Origin of the sequence: Paenisporosarcina macmurdoensis, from assembly GCF_042658845.1 — a bacterium.
Lineage (GTDB): Bacteria > Bacillota > Bacilli > Bacillales_A > Planococcaceae > Paenisporosarcina > Paenisporosarcina macmurdoensis.
The window spans coordinates 444379-467667 of record NZ_JBHSRI010000002.1; the positions used below are offsets into that span (position 1 = coordinate 444379).

The following is a 23289-nucleotide window of genomic DNA, read 5'->3' on the forward strand; positions in this document are numbered from 1 at the left end:
AATAGAATGGACTTATGTAGCAAGTGGAATTTCCCCGTTTCAACCGTTTTGTCAGAAGTAAAGTGAAAGTGCTACACTATATATATGCATAAAGAATGCTTGTCATCATGGAGGTGAATAAACATGTTTAAGAAAAGTACAATTGGGTTTTTCTTAATCTGTATTTTAGTGATTAGCGCTACTTTTTATCCTGTCGATGCTTACATCACAAAACCTGGAGGAGCTTATCCACTTGAACCACTCGTAAGCGTACAAGGTGGAGACGAAGATGATAAAGGATCAATGAGTTTAATGACAATCGCTTTATCAAAAGCGACGCCATTAACGTATGTATGGGCTAAAGTATCCGATCAACAAAAAATACTGCAAACGAATCAAGTCAGAAATCCCGATGAAGATGATGAGGAATATAATGTCCGTCAACTCCATCTCATGTCCCAATCTCAATTCAATGCGATACAAGCTGCATTTGAAAAAGCAGGAAAGCCATATGAAATTACAACAAAAGGCGTGTTTATTTTAAATGTACTACCAGATGGTGCAGCTGATGGTTTTCTTAAAGCGGGAGATCGAATTATTAAAATGGATGAAGTTGCAAGTGATAATCAACAAAGCTTAGTCGACTATTTAAGAGAAAAGAGTGTAGGGGATGTCGTCACTATACAAATAGAGAGAGATGGCAAAACCGAATCAATTGAAGTGGAATTAAAACCTATACCAAGTGAAGTAAGTCGTGCAGGTTTAGGTATTTCATTTACGGAAGATAAAGAAATAAGCACAACTCCAAAAGTGGAAATTAAAGCAGATGAAATTGGAGGACCTTCAGCAGGGTTGATGTTTACTTTGGAAATTCTAAATCAACTAATAGATGAAGATTTATCAAAAGGTTATAACGTGGCAGGAACAGGTACGATGCAGGAAACCGGAGAAGTTGGACGAATTGGCGGTATTGATTTAAAAGTGATTGCGGCAGATGAAGCCGGTATCGAGATTTTCTTTGCACCGGATGACGAGTTACCAGAGGAAGTTTTAAAAAATAACCCTTCTTTACGTTCGAATTACTTAGAAGCACAAGAAGTAGCGGAAAAAATTGGCACGAAAATGAAAATCGTGCCAGTTAAAACTATAGATGATGCACTAGCTTATTTAGAAAATTTAGAAGCGAAAAAGTAAGTAGTTAAATGATAATCGGTGTTTTGCGATAGTCTAAACCAATCGGGCGCTCTATTTTAGATGATTGGAGTCCCAATTGATATAAATCTGTCGCTCGAATATCTAAATCTAATAATGAGTCCTTTGTTGCTGCAACTCGACTAACGAGAGGCAACGAAAGACTTTTTTTCTTTTGATTTAAATAGCTCTGTCCATCGTTTGTCATGCCAAGTACACGTAAATAAGTCGGATTTTGATGAGACTTTAAAGCTTCCCATGTAAAGCCCGTATAAATATGTGTGAGCATGCGTTGAATTCGTGTCCAAGTGTAGCGCTTAGATTTCACACGGGTCATAAATTCTTCAAATGTTTCGCTTTTAGTGGCGGCATCGTAAATTAAATGCTCTATACCTTCTGTCACTTCTGCATAAGAAGCAAGTTCTTTTAAGGAAGAACGAATAATCGTAAATCGAAGGAGAGGCCAAAATTGTGGCCAACTACCAAACACGCCGACCGAATCTTTCCATGTTAATAAATGGTCAAGTGATGTTTTTGGCATGAATTTCGCCAACTCCCCGATGGATCCTTCTTCGAAAATTGCTTTACGAATTCCTGTAGCGCTTGCTATTGATTGGCTTTCGTCAACATCATCATGGAAGTTAGCAACAATTCGTTGAATGGTAAAAGGCTTCATACATGCGTTCATTTGATAAGCGGCTTCCACATAATGATAACCAAGTATATTGTTTGGTTTTGACAAATCGACTAAATGTAAGTTTGAGTCTTTAGTTATTTCAGCAAAAGCTTCATTTAAAGCTTTGGGATAACTTAAACCAAGTTTCATGTATTGTTTAATCAAGTTTTGGTAAGTCTGTTGTTGTGTAGTAATAGCTTCATATGTGTTTGTAAAAGGTTCTATTGTGCCTTCTTCACTGCCAAAACAGAACGCATCGCACCCAATGGCTTCTAATAACGCTATAGAACCACGTGCGAAGTCGCTTGCTTGAGCTGTGGCAAATACATAAGGAAGTTCAATGACGATGTCTACGCCAGCTTTTAAGGCCATTTCAGACCGTGACCACTTATCTACAAGTGCTGGTTCACCTCGTTGCAAAAAATTTCCACTCATCACAGCAATAATAATATCTGCCGCTGTTTTATTACGGGATTCTTTGATATGATAGAAGTGTCCGTTATGAAACGGATTATGTTCGACGACTATACCAGTTGCTTTCACGATTGGGACCCCCTTATTATCTAATTTGATTATACGGGTCAAAAAAAGGAGTGACAAGAAATTATCTTGACATCTAATTTCTCGCATTATATAATCAACTTTGTTGTCTTGAGGTGATAAACGAATGAAATGGGCAATTCATCAACTATCTAAATATCGCCATGACGGGATGCCAATTGACGAAATGGTCCAATTGGATGATGTTATGACACGTAACCCGGACATCCGGAAAATCTCACCCGTACATGTAAAAGGGCACTGCACATTTGGTGCAGCGCAAATGACTTGTCATTTTCAACTTACAGGCACCTTAACTTTACCATGTGCACGCACTTGGGAAGATGTTGAGTATCCGTTTGATATTCAAACAGATGAACTTTTTAGTTGGTCAGAAGCACACAAAGAAGAAGATGGAGATATTCATCTAGTAGAAGGCGATGTTATTAATGTCGACCCTGTATTGGAAGAATTGATTATTCTTGAAGTTCCTTTGCAAGTGTTTAAGGAAGGTGCAGAACACCAACCGATACCTGGCGGCAAAAACTGGTCGTACTTAACAGACGAGGAACTGGCTGCTAAGAAAGAAAATGAACCTAAAAAATCGGATCCTAGGCTAGCTGATTTAGCGAAGTATTTTGATCAAACAGACGAATAACGATCTGTAAGGAGGTGCCACCAATGGCTGTACCGTTTAGAAAGACTTCTAAAACAGTAAAAAGAAAACGTCGTACGCATTTCAAATTATCCCTACCTGGTATGGTAGCTTGCCCAAACTGTAGTGAATCAAAATTGGCTCACCATGTTTGTAAATCATGCGGACATTACAAAGGGAAAGAAGTAGTAGCGAGCAAATAATTCAGTATTTGTTCAAATAAAGGCTATCAGAGAGACCATGGCTCTCTGATGGTCTTTTTCTCTATTTACAAGGAGGACAAACATATGCCATTCACTCTTAATTTGGAAGATACTGTTATGAAATTCACCATTAATCGACCACAAGTTCGTAACGCAATTAATCTTGACGTCATCGTTGGATTCGAGAAACTAGTTTCAGCTGTACATAATGATTCATCCGTAAAATTTGTCGTCATAACCGGTGTTGGAGAAGATGCGTTTTGTTCTGGTGGAGATTTGTCTATATTCCACGGGTTACATACCGCAAAGGACGCGTTTCCTATGCTTGACCGAATGGCTACAGTGTTATACAACATCGCAACTCTCCCTGTACCTGTAATTGCACTTGTAAATGGTCACGCAGTCGGTGGAGGCTGTGAAATCGCTACTGCTTGTGATTATCGATTAGTATCTTCTCGAGCGAAATGTGGTTTTATTCAAGGCTCACTTGCCATTACGAGTGGATGGGGTGGAGGTACTTATTTATTTGAAAAGCTACCAAGACAAGATCTTGCTTTGCAAATGTTAAGTCAAGCAAAACCTCTATCTGCCACCGCTATGCTCAACAATGGCTGGGCAACCCAAGTATACGAAGATGACAAAGATCAAGCCTTAGAGACATTTATTGCAGAGATGAAAAAAGTAGAAGCATCAGTTCACCGAGCATATAAACAAATGTTGATTCGTAAATGGACGGGGCAAAATCTACTAAACCAAATAAGAGAAGAAGTCAAAACTTGTTCTCTACTTTGGGAAGCAGATGAGCATCATCAGGCAGTACAAAAATTCTTAACGAAACGAAAATAACTTCTATTCTTTTTCCTCGCGCATATAGTAGAAAAAAACGCGAGGTGAAAAAGATATGACTGAAGTGAAAAGAAAAGATCAATGGACTACTGAAGATGATCATAAATTAGCAACTACAGTGTTAGAAATAGTGAAAAGCGGAGGCACTCAAATCCATGCATTTGAAGTGGCTGCGGAAAAACTTTCTCGAACGAAGCAGGCTTGTGGGTTTAGATGGAATAAAACATTAAGACATACGTATGGACAAGACTTAAATCATGCCAAACAAAAATACCAACATCCCATGCATACACATTTAAAACAAGCCATGTCTAGTTACGAAGAATTGTTGGAAGCGCATAATAGACTTCAGAAAGAACATGCACAATTGAAAACATTTGTGCAGCAAATTCAGCGTGTATGTTCAGAAAGTCCATTACTGCATCAAAAAAATTAATCGTCATTATAGAGCTGTTTCTTTCAAGATTAATTCTTAAAAGAGACGGCTTTTTTCTATATTGTGTGTGAAGTTTGAATATTTCTTTATTCAAAGGTTGAAATCGTTTTCATTTTTCGTATAGACTATATAGGATGGGGTTTCATGTTTAAACAACTTAGGGGGACAACATATGCGAAAAGTGTTAATTGCAAATAGGGGAGAAATTGCACGTCGAATTATCGAGACATGTAAGAAGTTACATATTGAAACAGTGGCAATCTATGCTGAAGCGGATGCGGAGCTACCTTACGTAAAGGAAGCAGATTCAGCATTTTTGATTGGACCAAGCCAAGTCCAACAATCTTATTTAAAAGCGGATGATATTTTAGCTTTAGCATTGCGTGAAGGGGTTGACGCAATTCATCCAGGTTATGGTTTACTTTCTGAAAATGCAGGTTTTGCACGTAAGATTGAAGAGGCTGGAATGATTTTTATTGGTCCTAATCCTGAAACCATTGATAAAATGGGCGATAAGATTGGTTCTCGTCAGACAATGCAAGCAGCAGGTGTACCAGTAGTACCTGGAACTGATGCAGGTGTGCAAACGATTGAAGAGGCTATTCGAGAAGCACAACGAATAGGTTATCCAGTTATGCTCAAAGCAAGCAGTGGCGGAGGCGGTATCGGTATGATTCGCTGTGACGATGAGCAAGCGCTCAGTCAGAACTTTGTTTCTGTGAAAACACGTGCTAAGGCTTACTTTGGAGATGATGTAGTCTTCTTAGAAAAATACATTTCTGGTGGTCGTCACATCGAAGTACAAATTTTCGGTGACGCGCATGGTAATATTGTGCATTTGTATGAACGTAACTGTTCAGTACAACGCCGAAACCAAAAGGTTATTGAAGAATCACCTTCACCGAATTTCCCTCAAGAAGCTCGAGAGCGCTTGTTGCAAGCGGCAGTGGATGCTGCGAAAGCAGTAAATTATCGAAATGCTGGAACTGTAGAATTTATTGTAGATGAAGATAATCAATTCTATTTCTTAGAAATGAATACAAGACTTCAAGTCGAGCATCCTGTAACAGAAGCAGTAACAGGGTTTGATTTAGTAGAATGGCAACTTGAGGTAGCTAAGGGCGAGCCTCTTCCTATAATTAATCAAGCAGATATTCATTCAAACGGACACGCGCTTGAATTCAGAATTTATGCTGAAGATCCTAAAACGTTCTTCCCTTCACCAGGGAATATCAAAAGTCTTCAATGGGGATCAACTGAAGGCATCCGGATAGATGCAGGTTATGAAGAAGGAAATACTGTAACTCCTTTCTATGATCCGATGATTGCAAAAGTAATTGTCCATTCGGAGTCACGACAAGAAGCGATAAACAAAGCACAAAAGTTCTTTTCATCTGTTAGGATTGAAGGAGTTAAAACAAATGTTGCCTTGTTCCAAGAGTTTTTAGGGGCAAAAGCATTCCAAGAAGGCACTTATACGACCGCGGTATTACCGCAATGGCTTGAACAACAAAAGGAGGAAAAATAACATGAAACAAATTCAATCGACAATGGCAGGCACAGTATTTAATATCGTGGTACAAGTAGGGGAAGAAATCACAGCAGGACAAACTGTTATGGTTTTAGAATCAATGAAAATGGAAATTCCAGTTGAAGCTGAAACAGCGGGTAAAGTTGCGAAAATTGAAGCTCAAATTGGTGATTTTGTTAATGAAGGCGATGTATTAGTAACATTTGAATAACATCACTTGGGGATAAGTGAGATGAAACAAGGGGGCAACATAGATGACGGAGAAAACTGCATACAATGAACGCTTAGAAGAAAAGCTAAATACTATTTTCGCAGGTGGTCATTCGAAATATCATGAAAAAATGAAAGAACAAAACAAGTTATTTGTGCGTGATCGCTTAGCCTTACTTTTTGACGAAGGCGTGTACTTGGAAGATGGCCGATTTGCAAACTGTGAAGCAGGAGATCTTCCGGCGGATGGTGTCGTAACAGCTACAGGTAAAGTCGGTGGACAACAAGTATGTGTAATGGCAAATGATTCAACAGTTAAAGCAGGGTCATGGGGATCTCGTACTGTTGAAAAAATCATCCGCATTCAAGAAATAGCAGAGAAAACACGTGTGCCAATGCTTTATCTTGTCGATTCAGCAGGTGCACGAATTACGGATCAATTAGATATGTTCCCAAATCGACGAGGAGCAGGTAAAATATTCCACAATCAAGTAAGGATGTCAGGATTTGTTCCGCAAATCTGTTTACTATTCGGACCTTCAGCAGCTGGAGGAGCTTACATCCCTGCATTTTGTGATATCGTAATTATGGTTGAAGGTAATGCTTCTATGTACTTAGGATCACCGCGTATGGCAGAAAAAGTAATTGGTGAAAAAGTTACGTTAGAAGAAATGGGCGGCGCTCGCATGCACTGTTCCGTTAGTGGGTGTGGCGATGTATTAGTAACAAGTGAACAAGAAGCTATTTCTGAAGCTCGTCGTTACTTAGCTTACTTCCCAGCAAACTTTACTGAGAAACCGAAAATGGTAGAACCAAAAGCGAATAAAGAAGGTCGCTCACTTGAAGCGATTATTCCAGAAAATCAAAATGCACCATTTGATATGTATGAAGCAATTGATCAGTTAATTGATGAGGGTTCACTTTTTGATGTGAAGAAATTATTTGCTTCGGAAATCATTACTTGTCTGGCACGTATTGAAGGACAAGCAGTCGGAATTATTGCGAACCAACCAAAAGTCAAAGGCGGGGTATTATTTATAGATTCTGCTGACAAAGCTACGAAATTCATCAATTTATGTGATGCTTTTGGGATTCCATTATTATTCTTAGCTGATGTTCCTGGATTTATGATTGGTACAAAAGTTGAACGTGCCGGAATCATTCGACATGGTGCAAAATTAATCATGGCTATGAGTTCTGCAACTGTACCGAAAATTTCGGTCATCGTTAGAAAAGCATATGGTGCCGGTTTATACGCAATGGCAGGTCCTGCATTTGAACCAGATGTTTGTATAGCTCTACCTACAGCTCAAATTGCAGTAATGGGTCCAGAAGCAGCAGTAAATGCTGTGTTCTCGAACAAAATAGAAGCAATTGAAGATCCGAAAGAACGTTTGCAGTTTGTTCTTCAAAAACATAAAGAATACAAAGAAGAAATCAATATCTATAAATTAGCTTCTGAACTGATTATTGATGAAATTGTTGCACCAAGTAATTTACGTGAAGTATTAGCCATGCGCTATCTTACGTATAGTACGAAACATATTTCACAGCCACCTCGTAAACATCCAGTTTATCCAGTATAATCAATAGCAACAGGAAAGGTCTGCCGCACGTTGGTAGGCCTTTTCATTTACAGGATGTAACAAATAAGCTCGCTAAAAATAGCTTCGCATCTCTTCGTAGGCTTACTGTGCAGGCGAAGACTACAACGCCTCAGGACAACAAAAAGTTGGTACTCAAGTGTTGCCTCTAGAAGTGGCGTACTTAAGATGAGTTCGAAAGGAGCAATATGTCCTCCTTTATGAAGTTATATAAGATTTGAAGGAGTTGATTATGAATTGAACGTGGTCATTGTCGGAGCGGGTGCTATTGGATTACTGATTGGCTCATACTTTAGTGAGCAAAAACATCAAATTACATACATAACACGGACGATTGAACAGGCTGATCAACTAACAAAACGTGGTATTACACTCGTTCACGCTAATGGAGAAAAAGTTCATACACATGTAGAGGCGTTTGTAGACTATGGACAAGCTCCAATTGATGCATTGTGGATAGTAGCTGTAAAGTATCATCATTTACAGGACATAGAAGAAAAATTGCAGTCACTACCATTGGCCACGCCACTATTATTTATTCAAAATGGACTAGCCCACTTACAATGGATAACTCAATTAAAACAACAACAGATTTATATTGCGACGGTCGAGCACGGAGCTTTTAAAGTTGATGCGACCACGGTTATTCATAAAGGGATAGGATTAACAAAGATTGCTCCTTTCGAAACGACTACTAATGCAAGCTTAAACCTATCAATTTTCCAATCTCCCTTATTTCAAATTGAAATGGTAGAAGACGCCTATGCTATCGTGTTGAGAAAAGCGATATTAAACGCCTGCATTAATCCAATAACTGCGATCTTACTAATTGAAAATGGGGAATTACTGACAAATAAACATGCATTTCAACTAATGAAGTCATTATTTGTGGAATTGCAATTGTCCTTTCCAGAAATTAACCAAATATTATCCTTCGAGGATGTAAAGGCGCTTTGTGAAAAAACAGTAGCAAACAAGTCTTCTATGCTTCAAGACCGACTGAACAATAGACAAAGTGAAATTGAACCAATAGTAGGGGCTTTGCTGAATTTGGCAGGAGAAAAAGAGTTGCCCATTTTAAGAACTCTTTATCAATTAGTGTTAGCTATTGATGAAAAAGGTGAATCCCATGAGTAATTTTTTTCAAACAATCATTAGTTTTCTATTAGTTTTTCCTATTGTGATTTTTATTGTGGTATTTTTTGTGTCAAGTAAAATAAGTAGAAAAACTAAAGCCTTTGGACACGCAGCGGATATAACGACTGTGGTTTTATTTTTTGCTGTCCCAATCGCAATTCAATCCTTGTTTCAAATCGAAACTGTCGGACTTTTAATAGGAATAGCGTTAATTATAAGTGTGATCCTGACATTCCTTGAGTGGAAATCACAAAAGGAAATTGAATTAATATCGCTTGTTCGAAAAATATGGAGATTTTTGTTTTTAATTCTTAGTGTTACTTACTTTGTTGTGTGGTGTTTAGGTTTCGTTTTTAAAGTCATAGAGTTCGTTAATTAAAGTTCGATAAGTCGTTTGTTTTTCCTGTCGTGACGGCAAATGATATACTCGATTGGTATTTACACGCAAAAGGGGTTTACCATGATGAAATTTGACCAAATTGATCAACCAAATAGCAGTCCTTTCCTAGTAGATTTTCATGCTCAAAAGAAAGAACTCTCTACGTTTTTTCATTATTTACCGAATAAAACTTCGTATGAAAATCGTGCGATATCGTTGAAATCGCACCAAGTGAACAGAATACAACTGGCAAATGTTGTTCGTGAATATATGATGCAATTCCCACAAAATGATGAAGTGGATATCCACTTATCCGAGTTGGAAAAAGACGCACTGGTTGTCATCGGTGGTCAGCAAGCTGGCCTATTAACAGGTCCTCTATATTCCGTACATAAAGCACTATCAATCATCTTATTAGCTAAACAACAACGACAAGCCTTAGGTATTCCAGTTGTACCCGTGTTTTGGATTGCTGGAGAAGACCACGATTTAGATGAAATTAATTCCACTTTCACTCTGAATCAAGGGCGATTGCAAAAGCATACGTATAATGATCGTCCTAATCGTAAACAAATGGCTTCTGAAACAGCAGTAGAAGCTGAAAAATTACAATCTTTCATTCGTGATGTCTTTAAGCAATTTACCGAAACTATTTATACGAAAGAATTGCTTCGCAAGTGCTTGGATATGACACAGCAAGTTTCTTCGTACAGTCATTTCTTTGCAGTGATGATGCATGACTTTTTCTCAAACGAAGGGTTGCTTTTAATTGACGCTGCTTATCAACCACTTAGAAAGTATGAATCTCCTTATTTTGTGAAGATGATTGAACAAGCTCAAGAGATAGCATCACTCGTAGTGGATCAAGAAAGTCGTTTTCAACAAGCGGGTTATGGTCAACCAATACTAGCATCAGAAGATAGTTCTAATTTGTTTATTGTTGAAAACGGAGAACGCTTTTTATTAAAGTACATCAACGGAGTATTTTTAAATGAAACTGCAGGTCTTCGATTCTCTAGACAACAATTGATTGATATCGCTATTAATCAACCCGAGCGCTTAAGTAATAACGTAGTTACTCGACCATTAATGCAAGAAATGGTGTTCCCTGTCTTAGCATTTATTGGAGGGCCAGGGGAATTAGCATACTGGGCCACTTTTAAAACCATGTTTGAACATTTTGATATGGAGCTACCTGTGATGGTGCCAAGATTATCAATTTCAATAGTGGATAAGAAGTCTAAACAGTATTTAGACGAATTAGACTTACCTGTTGAGAGTGTATTCAATGGGGAATTACAGTCCCATAAACAAAAATTCATTGATGATATTAAAGATGACGATGCAGAAGCAATGATTCGAGAGATTCAACAATCTTTAGAGGAACAATATCAAAGATTAGATAATCATTTATCAAATGCAGGTCCGACTCTCAATATAATCACGAAGAAAAATTTAGAACTCCATAACAAACAGTTCCTGTACTTGAGTCGTAAAATAGAAGATACAAATTTATTGCGCCATGAAGTGAAAATTCGAAAGTTTAATCAAATCGAAGGAACGCTTTTTCCTGAGTACACCCTTCAAGAAAGATGGTTTAGCCCATTATTATTTCTAAATGAAATCGGTCCCACATTTATTGACGATCTCTTATCACAACCATTTGAATTTAATGGCAACCATACTATTCTTACCGTTTAATTAGCAAAGCCGTCTCAATATTGAGACGGCTTTTTTCTATGGGGGAAAAGGATTTCAATCTGTTTCAACAAGTACTATTATCACATTTTTTGGTTATTCCCAATTTTTTTTAAGAAACTGGTGGAGGAAAGTGGGGGGATGTGGTACATTTATGAGAATAAGTGGGGTGAGTACCATGTTCATGGGAGAATATCAACATAGTGTTGATGCGAAAGGTCGTCTTATAATACCGGCAAAATTTCGCGAGCACCTAGACGAGACATTTGTGATTACAAGAGGTCTTGATAACTGCTTATTCGGCTATCCTATGAATGAATGGCGAAAACTCGAAGAAAAATTAAAGGCTTTACCCGTGACTAAAAAAGATGCACGAGCATTCACACGGTTCTTCTTTTCTGGGGCAACAGAAGTGGAAATTGATAAGCAAGGTCGTATCAACATTCCAAGTACATTGTTATCACATGCAAAAGTGGAAAAAGAATGTATCGTACTGGGCGTTTCAAACCGCATTGAAATTTGGGCGAAAGATTCTTGGACAGCTTATTTCGAAGAATCCGAAGACTCGTTTAACGACTTAGCAGAAAATATGATCGGCTTTGATATATAACGAAAAGCGAAAAGCGCCACTTTAGCTCGACGCCGGTGCTGGAAGAAACGAATCGAAAACTTGTTTTCGTTTGAGTTTCTGAAGCTAAGGTGCGAGCTGGCGCTTGAAGCTAGACATAACGAAAAGCGACAACTAAACATTTTTACCCTAAAGAGGAGGACGATTCGTTGTTCAACCATACAACAGTATTATTACACGAAACCGTTGACGGATTGAACATTCGTCCAGATGGCATATATGTCGACTGTACCTTAGGTGGAGCAGGACACAGTGAGTATTTAGTTCAACAATTAAATGATCAAGGTAAGTTGATTTGTTTTGATCAAGACACTACTGCTTTTGAAAATGCGAAAATCCGATTAGCAGATCATCTTCATAAAGTGACGTTTGTGCATGCGAACTTCCGCGATATAAAAGAAAAATTACAAGAATTAGGCATTGATAAAGTAGATGGCATACTTTATGACTTAGGCGTATCTTCACCACAATTGGATACACCTGAACGAGGGTTTAGTTATCACAACGATGCTCCACTTGATATGAGAATGGATATGACTGCGTCACTTACTGCTTTCGATGTTGTAAACGACTGGGAGTTTAATGATCTAGTTCGTATTTTCTATCGTTATGGCGAAGAAAAGTTTTCTAAGCAAATCGCACGTAAAATTGAAGAAGCCAGAAAACTTGCGCCAATCGAAACTACAGGACAACTCGTTGAACTTATTAAAGACGGTATTCCAGCATTTGCAAGAAGAAAAGGTGGGCATCCTGCAAAACGGGTATTCCAAGCCATCCGAATTGCAGTAAACGACGAACTTGGTGCTGCCGAAGAATCACTTCAAGATGCCATTGAATTACTTGCAGTAAATGGACGTATTAGTGTAATCACATTCCATTCACTAGAAGATCGAATAACTAAAACAATTTTTAAAGAAGCAGCATCGTATCCGGAATTACCACCAAACTTACCTGTCATTCCAGAGGGCATGGAGCCCCACATGAAATTAATTACACGCAAGCCGATTTTACCAAGTGAAGAAGAATTATTAAATAATAATCGATCGAGATCAGCAAAACTAAGAATAGCAGAAAAAATAAAGGAAAAAGGACGTGATTAAATGGCCATGCACGCTAGAACGCAAACAACTTACATAAAGCAGCCTGTCGTTAATCCACAGCCTGCGGCTAACCCAGCGATTAAACCAAACCGAAAAATACTTACAAAAGGTGAAAGAGTGTTAATTGCTCTCTTTGTATCTATCATTGCAATGTTTAGTTTGATGATTTTACAAACACAGGCGAGTATTTACTCTTCTTCACAAGACATACGATCAATTGAACAACAAATTGATGAAACAAAAAAACAAAATTCGGATTTGTCCATCCAAGTAAGCGAACTCTCAGAGTATGACCGTATCTGGGATAAAGCAAAAGCATTAGGTTTGAAACTGAACGAGAAAAATGTGAAGGTTGTTACGGGACAATGAAAAAGAAATTTCGATTTCAATGGGGAGCCTTTCTGATGTTTTTGTTCTACGGAGGGCTCTTTTTTCTATTGTTGTCAAGGATGATATTTATCCAAGTCACGGGAGAAGCAGATGGGCAAGCACTTGCTGCAAAAGCTGCTGCTAAATATGAAAGAGAACAAATTATCAATGCTAGTCGTGGGGAAATAGTAGATAAAAACGGTGAAGTCATCGCAGAAGATACATTAAGTTATCGTTTAGTCGCGGTTCTAAGCCCGAAAGCAACAGAAAATGCAAAAAAGCCAAAACATGTAAATGATGTGGAAAAAACCGCAAGTGTACTTGCTGAATATATCCCATTATCCAAAGAAAAATTAGTAGAACGCCTATCAAAAGAAGGCGTTTATCAAGTGGAATTTGGTTCGGCTGGTCGCGATATCAGCCATGAAAATATGACGAAAATAAAGGAACAGAAATTACCTGGTCTTGTTTTTGTACGAGATTTAAAACGTTTTTATCCAGGTGGAACTTTTTCTTCACATCTAATCGGCTTTGCTGTAAAAGAAGAACAACCTGACGGAACGTTCCAAACAGTTGGGAAAATGGGTCTTGAATCGATTTATAATAAACAACTGACCGGAAAGAATGGCAAAGTTCAATACGATGGAGATTTGTGGGGTTATTTGTTACCAAACTCAGAAGAAATGGTGACACCAGCTCAAGATGGCTATCAGATTCACTTGACACTTGATAAAACGGTCCAAAATTTTCTTGAAGATGCTATGAGCAGAGTCGAAGAAGAATATTCGCCAGAAAGTATGGTAGCCATGGTGGCGGATCCGAAAACAGGCAAGATTTTGGCGATGAGTCAACGTCCATCATTTGACCCTGAGACCCGTGATGGCCTCACAGATAATTGGCTAAATGAAACGATTGAAAACACGATTGAACCAGGTTCCACCATGAAAACATTTACAGTGGCAGCCGCTATGGAAGAAAAAAAATGGGATCCGAACGCTTGGTATCAATCAGGAAAATATACCTTACTAGACACTACCATCCGAGATCATAACTTAAAAGGATGGGGGAATATTACGTATTTGGAAGGTTTCCAACGCTCTTCAAACGTCGCCATGGCGTATTTGTTAGAAAGACTTGGCGATACAGCATTTCTTGAGTACCTAGACAAATTTGGCTTTGGCAAGAAAACAGGGATTGACCTGCCGAATGAAGCAAGTGGGAAAATCATAAATAAATGGCCACTTGATCGACTTGTCTCCACTTTTGGACAAGGTTCTACGGTTACTCCGATGCAACTTATTCAAGCAGAAACGGCAATTGCAAATGACGGTACCATGATGAAGCCGTATGTAATTGAAAAAATTGTGAATCCATTAACAAAAGAAGTAATGCACGATTCTAAACCTGAAGAAACAGGAAAACCAATTTCTGCGGACACTGCAAAGAAAATGAGAGAGTTGTTAGCTTCCACTGTCACTTCTGAACATGGATCCGGAAAAAGATTTGAGCTGACAGATTATACTGTAGCAGGAAAAACAGGGACAGCGCAGATTCCAAACAAAGAGGGTAAATATCTATCTGGGTATGAAAATTATTTGTACTCATTCCTAGGAATGGCACCTGTTGAAGACCCTCAATTAGTCGTCTATGTGGCAGTTTCTAAACCAAAGTTAGAAGCGACAGAAGTGGGATCCATGCCAGTATCTGAAATATTTAAATCCGTTACAGAAAATAGTTTGAAATACATGAATATTAAACCTGAACAAGTGAAGTCCATACCTACTGTTACTCTTCCTGAAGTTAAAGAGAAAGATGTTGCAGTTGCTGAAAATCAGATGCTTGATCAAAAGATGAAGCTAATTATTATTGGGAATACGGATAAAGGAATAATTACAGAACAATTTCCTGCAGCTGGTACTAAAATTTTGCCTGGCAGTTTAGTCATGTTAAAAACGGAAGGACCTATAACCATACCCGACTTTACAAATTGGTCGAAACGTCATGTTTTGGTCTATCAAATGTTATCAGGCCTAAATATAGAAGTAGTTGGAAACGGCTATGCGGTGAGTCAAAGTGTTTCCAAAGGAACCGTAACGAACGAACAGACACCAATCGTAATTAAACTTGAAACACCTGAAGAAACGAACATAAAAGCCAAAAAAGAAACAGAAAAAAAGGGAGAAGAAAAGCTCCCTCAAGATTAAATGTTGAATAGGTACTCCATTCCAGTCATATCTTGTTAAAAAACAAGGTGTGGTTATTATGAAGGCAGGAGTGCCTCTTCAGTTGAAGATCAGAGTTCGGACAATGGTGATTATATTTCTTTGTTTAAGTGTTGCTTCTATAGGGAAACTAGTCGTCATGCAGTTTTTCCAATATGAATGGCTAACGCTAAAAGCTGAAGAGAATTGGGATCGTGAAATACCCTTTTCACAAACGAGAGGGAATATTCGCGATCGTGATGGAGAATTAATTGTAGGCAGTAAACTGGCACCGACACTTTATTTTATGCCTGCTCAAAGCGAAGATGTTGAAAGTGCAGCAGCTAAACTGAGTGTAGCTCTAAATGTGGATAAAGATAAACTCGTGGAGCAAATGAGTGAAAAAACGTTTTTAATCAAATTGGCACCTGAAGGGAAAAATATTGAGCTTGGAACAGCGCTTGATATCCAATCATTGCAAATCCCAGGCTTGTATACAGGTGTTGATTATGTGCGTGATTATCCACATGATGAGTTACTGTCACGTCTACTTGGATTTACTGGATATGACCATCAAGGGTTAGCTGGTATTGAATTCCAATATAATGAATATTTGACGTCGACTCAATCAACCTTGCGTTTATTCACGGATGCTAAAGGAAATTCACTGCCTCATGTAAATGACGGTTGGGGCAAAGGAGAAGATGGTGCGACAGTTGAATTAACCATTGATCTAGATGTTCACGAGATTATGGAGCGGACACTTTCCCAGGCTATGGAAAAATATGATGCCGATCAAGCAATGGGAATTGCCATGAATCCTAAAACTGGTGAGATTTTGTCGCTAGCTTCTTTTCCGACTTTCCATCCATTGGAATATGACAAAGTTAGTCCGAGCGTTTATAATCAGAACTTGCCTGTGTCCATGACATTTGAGCCAGGTTCTACTTTTAAAATTATTACTCTTGCTGCTGCGCTTGAAGAAGGTAAAGTGGATTTAGAAAATGATTCATTTTATGATCCTGGTTATGCAATAGTCGAAGGTGCAAGATTACGTTGTTGGAAAAGAGAAGGCCATAAACATCAGTCATTTTTAGAAGTGGTTGAAAACTCATGTAATCCTGGTTTTATTGAACTTGGTCAACGTGTTGGACGTGAAAAGCTGTCGAAATACATACGTGATTTCGGTTTTGGGCAAAAAACAGGATCATCCATTGCAGGAGAATCCACTGGTATTTTGTTCTCTAAAGAAAGCTATGGACCAGTCGAACATGCGACAACTTCATTCGGTCAAGGAATATCCGTCACACCTATTCAACAAGTTCAAGCTGTTTCCGCAGCTGTCAATGGGGGAACGTTGTTTCAACCGTATGTAGTGAAACGGATATATAATGAACAGACCAACGAAGTAATAAAAGAAAATGAACCAACGAAAGTGCGACAAGTTATATCCGAAGAAACTTCAAAACAAGTTCGTGAATCATTAGAATCAGTTGTGGCAAATGGTTCAGGACGCAATGCTTTTCGTGATACAATGAGAATTGGCGGAAAAACAGGGACTGCACAGAAGGCTGTGAATGGACGTTACGTCGAAGGGCAGTATATTGTATCGTTTATCGGGTTTGCACCTGCTAACGACCCTGAAATCGTGGTTTATGTAGCGATTGATAATCCAAAACATGTTGTACAGTTTGGTGGAGTAATTGCTGCACCAATTGTAGGAGAGATCATTGAAGATAGCGCTCCTTTTATTGGATTCAATTACAACAAAGATCAAATCCAAAAAGAGTATAGATGGGGAGATAATATAGAGCGAAGAGTTCCAGATTTAGTCGGGCAAGAGAAAAATAAAATTATGATGATAGATGAACCATTTAAGATTGAATGGCATGGTACCGGAACGAAAATAATATCCCAGCTTCCACAAGCAGAAAGTTTACTGTCTGTTGATGGTACGATTCATTTATACTTAGGTGAATAATAGTAATAACGACAACCATCGTTTATCCGAAGGAGAATACATATGACACTCGCACCAATAATAATGATTGTAGGGATCGGTTTTTTACTTACAGTTCTTTTAACACCCATTTTCATTCCAGCATTGCAACGGATGAAGTTTGGTCAAAGTATTCGTGAAGAAGGACCACAATCTCACATGAAAAAAGCAGGTACACCGACAATGGGTGGACTTGTCTTTATTGTCTCAATAGTCATGACAACATTAGGCGTGGCATTTTATTTAGAAATGCTAACTACACAAACAATTGTTTTAGTTTTAGTGTTTGTTGGTTTTGGCGTAATCGGGTTTTTAGATGACTTTATTAAAGTGGTTCTTAAAAGAAATCTAGGATTGACATCATTACAAAAAGTAATCGGGCAAATTATTATTGCAGTTGCTTCCTTTTTCTTACTTAGTCAAGGACCTTTCGAAACAACGATAAGTGTGCCATTTACTAATTGGTCAGTTGATCTTGGTATTGCCTATGTGGCGTTCATGATTTTTTGGCTTGTAGGCTTTTCAAACGCTGTTAATTTAACAGATGGCTTAGACGGACTTGTTTCAGGAACAGCATCTATTGCATTTACTACATTTGGTGTTTTGGCATTAGTTTACCAACAATTAGACATTGCCATTTTTGCTTTTGCTGTGACAGGAGCACTTCTTGGTTTCCTAATATTTAATGCCAATCCAGCAAAAGTATTTATGGGTGACACCGGCTCACTAGCACTTGGTGGAGCGCTTGCGATGGTTTCCATATTAGTTAAACAAGAGCTATTACTGGTTATCGTAGGGATAATTTTTGTAATAGAGACGCTATCCGTTATTATTCAAGTAATTAGTTTTAAAACGACGGGAAAACGGGTTTTCAAAATGAGTCCAATACATCATCATTTTGAATTATCAGGTTGGTCTGAATGGAAAGTCGTTGTCGTATTTTGGTCAACGGCTTTCCTTGCTGCCTTTATTGTCGTTATGCTGGAGGTATTGTAAATGAAGAACATAACAGAATTCAAAGCAAAAAAAGTACTCGTTTTAGGACTTGCAAAGAGTGGAGTAGCAGCAGCGGAACTTCTTCATAAATTAGGTGCATTTGTTACAGTAAATGATTCAAAGCCTTTTGAAGAGAGTCCAGATGCTCAAAATTTATTAAGTAAGGGCATTACCGTTATTTGTGGAAGACACCCAGAGGATCTATTGGATGAAGGTTTCGAATATGTGATTAAAAATCCTGGTATTCCTTATCATAATCCGATTGTTAGAGATGCTGTATCAAGAGGAATTCCAGTTTGGACGGAAATTGAATTAGCGTACTTAATCAGTGAAGCACCATTTATTGGGATAACGGGCTCAAACGGTAAAACTACCACAACGACCTTGCTATTCCACATGTTAAATCAAGGTGGTCAAAATCCATTAATAGCTGGGAATATTGGAACAGTTGCTTGTAAAGTAGCTGAGGATGCTCGAGAGGATCACGTGATTGTAACAGAACTCTCTTCATTCCAATTGATGGGGATTGATAAATTCCAACCGAAAATTGCGATTCTCACCAATTTATATGAAGCACATTTAGATTATCATGGTTCATTTGAACAATACGGGGATGCCAAATATGGAGTAACCAAAAATCAAACCAATGAAGATGTCTTTATTTACAATGCAGACCAACCTGAAGTTGTAAAATACGCAGGTCTGTCAAAAGCAAAACTTATCCCATTCTCTACAAAAGGACACAGAGAAGAAGGAATAAGTGGGGATGCAGCGTATATTTATTGGAAAGGCGAACCTTATCTTGAAAGAAAATCAATTGCTTTACCAGGTGAGCACAATCTTGAAAATATTTTATGTGCGGTTGCCACTGCTATCTTACTAGATTGTCCGAAAGAAACTATACAGCATGTGTTGACGTCCTTTACAGGAGTGAAGCATCGCACACAATTTTTACGGGAATGGAAGAAACGAAAATTCTACAATGATTCAAAAGCGACAAACACATTAGCGACAAGAAGTGCTCTTGCAGCATTCGACCAACCAGTAATTTTATTAGCTGGTGGTTTAGAGCGAGGACATTCATTTGAAGAACTGCGGGACTATATGAATCACGTAAAAGCAGTGGTTGCATTCGGTGAAACGAGTGATCGTCTCATTGAGTTTGCAGCATCATGTGGAGTCGAAATAATAGAAAAAGTAGAAAACATTCAACAAGCTGTTCAAGTGGCAACTGATTTATCAGAGCCTAAGGATGTTATTTTACTTTCACCTGCTTGTGCGAGTTGGGACCAATACGCAAACTTCGAGTTGCGTGGAGATGATTTTATCGAAGCAGTATTTCAAATTAAGTAAACAGATTACCAGATGAAAGGATGCAAACACTGCAGAAAAAACCGACATATATTTTTCTATTTACGAGTTTACTAATAACTGTGATTGGTTATTGTTTTGTTTATTCCGCCGGTTCCTACTGGGGGAAAGTACACTATGAAGATAGTCTTCCATTCTTTTGGAAACAAATTATGTACGGCACTATAGGTATGATAAGTGCTTGGGTGATATACAAACTTCCTTTTATTCACCTTCAGAAATTTTGGTTTAGCGCTTATATTGCGTCCATACTATTGTTATTTGCGGTTTACATCCCTGGACTTGGTATTGTTAGAAATGGCTCACAGAGTTGGATTCAAATTGCTGGTTTTAGTTTACAACCAGCTGAATTCGTAAAAATTTCTGTCATGGGATTTTTGGCTTCTATTCTAGCGAAAACAATGCATGATAAAAAAAGAAAGTATGTTGGACCATTATTAATCTGTTTAATCCCAGCTGGAATAATTCTAGTACAACCAGATTTTGGATCTGCTTTTTTATTAATTGTTGGTGGCTTTTCGCTTTTATTTATCGCTGGTTTCCCAATTCGCTTTTTCCTAGGTATAGGGAGTATAGGCATCTTAGCACTCGTTGGATTAATCGTCTCTGCTCCATATCGTTTAAAGAGGATTTCTGCATTTCTTGATCCTTGGGAAGATGCCTTAAATAGTGGTTTTCAAGGGATTCAATCTCTTCTAGCCATCGGACCTTCAGGTTTGTTTGGACATGGCTTTGGTCAAAGTAGACAAAAGTTTTTGTATTTACCTGAACCTCAAAATGATTTTATTTTCTCAATCATTGTAGAAGAAATGGGTTTCTTTGGTGCAGTGATTCTAATTAGTCTGTTCATTATTTTCTTGTTTACCGGCTACCGCTTAGCTATCCTTGCTCCAACAAAAGTTGGTTTTTATGCAATAGCGGGACTTCAGTCCATGATTGGTTTCCAAATCTTTTTAAATATTGGTGTAGTCATTGGGTTATTTCCAGTGACTGGTGTAACTTTACCTTTTATTAGTTATGGCGGCTCATCTCTCTTATCAACATGGCTCATCGTAGGTCTCATTCTTCGTTTTTCAAAAGATTAATAGAGTAGGAAAGGAGTGAATAACGTGGATAAAATTATCGACATTGAAGACAGAATTCCAACGCTAAGAGAGCGACGGAAAAAGAGAACAAATCGAAAGTTCACGTTATTGCTCGTTATTTTCCTTGTTACTTTATTTGGTCTCCTCTATTTTCAATCTCCTTATAGTCACGTACAAACGATTGTCGTTGAAGGGTCTAATTTGACGACTAGTGACCAGTATATTAAACAAAGTGGTTTACAAAAAGGACAATCCATGTGGGAAATTAGGACAAGCAATGCTGAAGAACTGGTACTAAAAAATGATTGGATTAAAGAAGTCAACGTCAAACGGAATGGCTTTACATCTGTGAAAATTGAAGTAACGGAATGGGAAAAAGCGGCCTATATCCAATCAGAAATAGGATTTGACATCGTTCTTGAAAATGGAACGATATTTCAATCTGACAAGACAATAGCTCCAGTAGACGCACCGTTACTTAGCGGTTTTGATAAACCGAAAATTAGAATACGCATGGTGAAGGAACTTGCCGAGTTAAAGCCTCAAGTGCTATCTATGATTTCACAAATTGAATCTGTCCCTTCAAAAGCAGATCCTTATCGAATTCGACTTTATATGAATGACGGCTATGAAGTTAGAGCTGTTATCCAGTCGTTTGCTGAGAAAATGAACTATTATCCGTCGATTATTGCTCAAATTGGTGATACCGAAAAGGGTGTAATTGATATAGAAGTGGGTTCGTTTTTTCAAACCTATTTAGATATGTATAATCCACAACCTAAGGAGGAGGAGGAAGATGAAAAAACTCCAGAATAAACCTACTCGGTCGGTTGTTCATAAAAGAATCATTTTTTCACTTGTATGTTTAGTACTAGGATTTATATTGTCTTATTCGTATAGTTTGTCGAGTAGCAAAAAACTAAGTGGAGAACCTGTCAGTAGCAAATACTTTGAGCAAGAGGAACGCTATCGAGAAGATCTCATCCTACAAAAGGAACGCAATAAAGAATTGTCAACTGAATTAGGCGCTAGACAACAGCAAGTGAGAGAAATTGAAAAATCTCTTTCAGGTAGTGAAGAACAATATGAAAGCTTGATTCAAGAGGCTGAAGATTTACGCCTAGTACTTGGCGTGCTCCCTGCAAAAGGAAAAGGGATAAAAGTACAGCTTGAAGATGCAGAATATAATCCATCATCAGTTAACCCAAATGACTATATAGTTCACGAAAGTCACGTTTTCCAAGTGCTTAATGAATTGAAAATATCTGGATCTGAAGCAATTACCATAAATGGCCAGCGACTACATGCTAATTCTTATATAAAATGTAATGGTCCCGTCATAACAATTGATGGCGAACAATTCCCGGCACCATTCGTAATTGAAGCAATTGGAGATCCAACAGTATTAGTCCCATCACTACAACTTACTGGTGGAGTATTAGATCAACTCGTCAACGATAATATCGTGGTTACGATTGAAGAAAAATCGAAAATTGAAATGCCAGCTTTGTAACACCGAAAAGCGAAGAAGCCCACTCTAGCTCGACACCGGCGCTGGAAGGACCGATTCGAAAGCCTTGCTTTCGCATGAGGTCCTGAAGCTTAGGTGCGAGCTGGGCTTCGCAGGTAGACACCGAAAAGCGGACAAGCCCAATTTAGCCCGACCACGATAAGCCCGAAAAGCGGACAAGCTTTTCCTAAAGAATATTTGTACTCGAAAGGAAGGAGCGGTTGGATGAAACAAGGTGTTTATGTCCGCTTCACTATTATTTTATTGATTGTCGGTTTTATGGTTGCTGTGCAATACAACACTGTTAAAAAACCTGAATCACGAGATACTCGTGATATGTGGGAAATTAGGCAAGAACTATCTCTTGAGAAAGAATTGCACTCCGAGATGCTGACACAGATTAGAGAGGTTAATAAAACTATTACTAAATATGAGAATTTACAATCTGAAAGTCCTGCACAAGCGTTGAATGAAACACTTGAAACATTAAGAGAAAAAGCAGGTTTAACAGAAGTAACCGGTCCAGGTTTGGAACTTACAATTAAGCCATCTCTGGAAGGCATAGCTCTTGGACAAGAAGTGACAAGTATTTCACCTGATTTACTCGTCCAATTATTAAACGAAATTAATCGCTTTAATGGACATGATGTATCAATTGATGGGAAACGAATCATTCATTCTTCTCCGATTCGAGATATCAATGGGCAAACAACGGTCAATAGTTTAACTGTTCGAACGCCGCCATTTAAAGTGCGAATAGGAAATGAAACGATTGAAGATGCAGAAAAACTATATAACCATTTACAGTCTTCGATGATTGCTGACGACTTTTTTATTGATAACTTAACCTTAACGATAGGGAAACCCCAAGATCAAATTGGGATTCCAGCATTCGATCAATCTATTAAAAATAAATACTTGAAAAATACATCTAAAGGGGATTAA

The 23289-nt window shown here is 38.2% G+C and carries 23 protein-coding genes; 22 read left to right on the plus strand and 1 reads right to left on the minus strand.

Translation table 11 applies throughout. The annotated features are described in order from the left end of the window. Positions 1–123: 123 nt before the first annotated feature. Positions 124–1173, plus strand: a complete 1050-nt coding sequence (locus tag ACFPYN_RS02040; RefSeq protein WP_377732235.1) for a SepM family pheromone-processing serine protease — start codon at positions 124–126, stop codon at positions 1171–1173. A 4-nt stretch (positions 1174–1177) separates the two neighbouring features. On the opposite strand, the gene ACFPYN_RS02045 is transcribed toward ACFPYN_RS02040, so the two are convergent. Beyond that, positions 1178–2389 carry a nucleotidyltransferase gene (locus tag ACFPYN_RS02045; protein ID WP_377732236.1) on the minus strand — a complete coding sequence of 404 codons (1212 nt, stop codon included), beginning with the start codon at positions 2387–2389 and terminating at the stop codon, positions 1178–1180. 124 nt (positions 2390–2513) lie between these two features. Here ACFPYN_RS02045 and ACFPYN_RS02050 point away from each other — a divergent pair, with 124 nt between their 5' ends. The 21 genes from ACFPYN_RS02050 to ACFPYN_RS02150 all read left to right on the plus strand — a co-directional run bounded on the left by ACFPYN_RS02050 (position 2514) and on the right by ACFPYN_RS02150 (position 23289). Next, positions 2514–3044, plus strand: coding sequence for a YceD family protein (locus tag ACFPYN_RS02050; protein WP_377732237.1), 531 nt, complete (start codon positions 2514–2516; stop codon positions 3042–3044). 23 nt (positions 3045–3067) lie between these two features. Then, positions 3068–3244, plus strand: a complete 177-nt coding sequence (gene rpmF, locus ACFPYN_RS02055) for a 50S ribosomal protein L32 (protein ID WP_377732238.1) — start codon at positions 3068–3070, stop codon at positions 3242–3244. An 84-nt stretch (positions 3245–3328) separates the two neighbouring features. Beyond that, entirely contained in the window at positions 3329–4090 is a 762-nt protein-coding gene (locus ACFPYN_RS02060; RefSeq protein WP_377732239.1) for an enoyl-CoA hydratase/isomerase family protein, read from the plus strand. Positions 4091–4145: 55 nt separating this feature from the next. Next, on the plus strand, positions 4146–4526 hold the full coding sequence (locus ACFPYN_RS02065; RefSeq protein ID WP_377732240.1) for a transcriptional regulator: 381 nt from the start codon (positions 4146–4148) through the stop codon (positions 4524–4526). Between the two features lie 172 nt (positions 4527–4698). Continuing rightward, the gene (locus tag ACFPYN_RS02070; RefSeq protein ID WP_377732242.1) at positions 4699–6054 is read left to right on the plus strand and encodes an acetyl-CoA carboxylase biotin carboxylase subunit; all 1356 of its coding nucleotides are present in this window, start codon (positions 4699–4701) and stop codon (positions 6052–6054) included. Position 6055: 1 nt separating this feature from the next. Then, the gene (locus tag ACFPYN_RS02075; RefSeq protein WP_024535094.1) at positions 6056–6268 is read left to right on the plus strand and encodes an acetyl-CoA carboxylase biotin carboxyl carrier protein subunit; all 213 of its coding nucleotides are present in this window, start codon (positions 6056–6058) and stop codon (positions 6266–6268) included. 43 nt (positions 6269–6311) lie between these two features. Beyond that, entirely contained in the window at positions 6312–7853 is a 1542-nt protein-coding gene (locus ACFPYN_RS02080; protein WP_377732243.1) for an acyl-CoA carboxylase subunit beta, read from the plus strand. A 261-nt stretch (positions 7854–8114) separates the two neighbouring features. After that, positions 8115–9008: a ketopantoate reductase family protein gene (locus tag ACFPYN_RS02085; protein ID WP_377732627.1), complete on the plus strand. Its 894-nt coding sequence runs from the start codon at positions 8115–8117 to the stop codon at positions 9006–9008. Beyond that, complete coding sequence (locus tag ACFPYN_RS02090) at positions 9001–9387, plus strand: DUF3397 family protein (protein WP_377732244.1); 387 nt, start codon at positions 9001–9003, stop codon at positions 9385–9387. Before ACFPYN_RS02085 ends, ACFPYN_RS02090 begins: the two co-directional genes overlap by 8 nt. Before the next feature lie 84 nt (positions 9388–9471). After that, positions 9472–11088, plus strand: coding sequence for a bacillithiol biosynthesis cysteine-adding enzyme BshC (bshC, locus tag ACFPYN_RS02095; RefSeq protein WP_377732245.1), 1617 nt, complete (start codon positions 9472–9474; stop codon positions 11086–11088). Between the two features lie 175 nt (positions 11089–11263). Beyond that, the gene (mraZ, locus tag ACFPYN_RS02100) at positions 11264–11695 is read left to right on the plus strand and encodes a division/cell wall cluster transcriptional repressor MraZ (protein WP_377732246.1); all 432 of its coding nucleotides are present in this window, start codon (positions 11264–11266) and stop codon (positions 11693–11695) included. 167 nt (positions 11696–11862) lie between these two features. Beyond that, positions 11863–12813, plus strand: coding sequence for a 16S rRNA (cytosine(1402)-N(4))-methyltransferase RsmH (gene rsmH / locus ACFPYN_RS02105; RefSeq protein WP_377732247.1), 951 nt, complete (start codon positions 11863–11865; stop codon positions 12811–12813). Continuing rightward, positions 12814–13182: a cell division protein FtsL gene (gene ftsL / locus ACFPYN_RS02110; RefSeq protein ID WP_377732248.1), complete on the plus strand. Its 369-nt coding sequence runs from the start codon at positions 12814–12816 to the stop codon at positions 13180–13182. Beyond that, a complete protein-coding gene (locus tag ACFPYN_RS02115; protein ID WP_449295459.1) occupies positions 13179–15386 on the plus strand; it encodes a penicillin-binding transpeptidase domain-containing protein in 2208 nt (735 codons plus the stop codon). Before ftsL ends, ACFPYN_RS02115 begins: the two co-directional genes overlap by 4 nt. A 58-nt stretch (positions 15387–15444) precedes the next feature. Further along, the gene (locus ACFPYN_RS02120; protein ID WP_377732249.1) at positions 15445–17364 is read left to right on the plus strand and encodes a penicillin-binding transpeptidase domain-containing protein; all 1920 of its coding nucleotides are present in this window, start codon (positions 15445–15447) and stop codon (positions 17362–17364) included. Positions 17365–17406: 42 nt separating this feature from the next. Then, positions 17407–18378: a phospho-N-acetylmuramoyl-pentapeptide-transferase gene (gene mraY / locus ACFPYN_RS02125; RefSeq protein ID WP_377732250.1), complete on the plus strand. Its 972-nt coding sequence runs from the start codon at positions 17407–17409 to the stop codon at positions 18376–18378. Further along, a complete protein-coding gene (murD, locus tag ACFPYN_RS02130; protein WP_377732251.1) occupies positions 18379–19731 on the plus strand; it encodes a UDP-N-acetylmuramoyl-L-alanine--D-glutamate ligase in 1353 nt (450 codons plus the stop codon). Positions 19732–19751: 20 nt separating this feature from the next. Next, on the plus strand, positions 19752–20834 hold the full coding sequence (gene ftsW, locus ACFPYN_RS02135; protein ID WP_377732252.1) for a putative lipid II flippase FtsW: 1083 nt from the start codon (positions 19752–19754) through the stop codon (positions 20832–20834). A 24-nt stretch (positions 20835–20858) separates the two neighbouring features. Next, complete coding sequence (locus ACFPYN_RS02140; RefSeq protein ID WP_377732253.1) at positions 20859–21650, plus strand: cell division protein FtsQ/DivIB; 792 nt, start codon at positions 20859–20861, stop codon at positions 21648–21650. After that, positions 21631–22347: a DUF881 domain-containing protein gene (locus tag ACFPYN_RS02145; RefSeq protein ID WP_377732254.1), complete on the plus strand. Its 717-nt coding sequence runs from the start codon at positions 21631–21633 to the stop codon at positions 22345–22347. The genes ACFPYN_RS02140 and ACFPYN_RS02145 overlap by 20 nt, the downstream gene beginning before the upstream one ends. A 222-nt stretch (positions 22348–22569) precedes the next feature. Then, the gene (locus ACFPYN_RS02150) at positions 22570–23289 is read left to right on the plus strand and encodes a DUF881 domain-containing protein (protein WP_377732255.1); all 720 of its coding nucleotides are present in this window, start codon (positions 22570–22572) and stop codon (positions 23287–23289) included.

Bases quoted from the DNA above. Each gene is read 5' to 3' on its own strand.
- mraZ (WP_377732246.1), top strand. From the start codon at position 11,264: ATGTTCATGGGAGAATATCAACATAGTGTTGATGCGAAAGGTCGTCTT.
- mraY (WP_377732250.1), top strand. From the start codon at position 17,407: ATGACACTCGCACCAATAATAATGATTGTAGGGATCGGTTTTTTACTT.
- ACFPYN_RS02060 (WP_377732239.1), top strand. From the start codon at position 3,329: ATGCCATTCACTCTTAATTTGGAAGATACTGTTATGAAATTCACCATT.
- ACFPYN_RS02050 (WP_377732237.1), top strand. From the start codon at position 2,514: ATGAAATGGGCAATTCATCAACTATCTAAATATCGCCATGACGGGATG.
- ACFPYN_RS02070 (WP_377732242.1), top strand. From the start codon at position 4,699: ATGCGAAAAGTGTTAATTGCAAATAGGGGAGAAATTGCACGTCGAATT.
- ftsL (WP_377732248.1), top strand. From the start codon at position 12,814: ATGGCCATGCACGCTAGAACGCAAACAACTTACATAAAGCAGCCTGTC.
- ACFPYN_RS02145 (WP_377732254.1), top strand. From the start codon at position 21,631: ATGAAAAAACTCCAGAATAAACCTACTCGGTCGGTTGTTCATAAAAGA.
- ACFPYN_RS02150 (WP_377732255.1), top strand. From the start codon at position 22,570: ATGAAACAAGGTGTTTATGTCCGCTTCACTATTATTTTATTGATTGTC.
- bshC (WP_377732245.1), top strand. From the start codon at position 9,472: ATGAAATTTGACCAAATTGATCAACCAAATAGCAGTCCTTTCCTAGTA.
- ACFPYN_RS02120 (WP_377732249.1), top strand. From the start codon at position 15,445: ATGAAGGCAGGAGTGCCTCTTCAGTTGAAGATCAGAGTTCGGACAATG.
- ACFPYN_RS02115 (WP_449295459.1), top strand. From the start codon at position 13,179: ATGAAAAAGAAATTTCGATTTCAATGGGGAGCCTTTCTGATGTTTTTG.
- ACFPYN_RS02090 (WP_377732244.1), top strand. From the start codon at position 9,001: ATGAGTAATTTTTTTCAAACAATCATTAGTTTTCTATTAGTTTTTCCT.
- murD (WP_377732251.1), top strand. From the start codon at position 18,379: ATGAAGAACATAACAGAATTCAAAGCAAAAAAAGTACTCGTTTTAGGA.
- rpmF (WP_377732238.1), top strand. From the start codon at position 3,068: ATGGCTGTACCGTTTAGAAAGACTTCTAAAACAGTAAAAAGAAAACGT.
- ACFPYN_RS02065 (WP_377732240.1), top strand. From the start codon at position 4,146: ATGACTGAAGTGAAAAGAAAAGATCAATGGACTACTGAAGATGATCAT.
- ftsW (WP_377732252.1), top strand. From the start codon at position 19,752: ATGCAAACACTGCAGAAAAAACCGACATATATTTTTCTATTTACGAGT.
- ACFPYN_RS02080 (WP_377732243.1), top strand. From the start codon at position 6,312: ATGACGGAGAAAACTGCATACAATGAACGCTTAGAAGAAAAGCTAAAT.
- ACFPYN_RS02075 (WP_024535094.1), top strand. From the start codon at position 6,056: ATGAAACAAATTCAATCGACAATGGCAGGCACAGTATTTAATATCGTG.
- ACFPYN_RS02040 (WP_377732235.1), top strand. From the start codon at position 124: ATGTTTAAGAAAAGTACAATTGGGTTTTTCTTAATCTGTATTTTAGTG.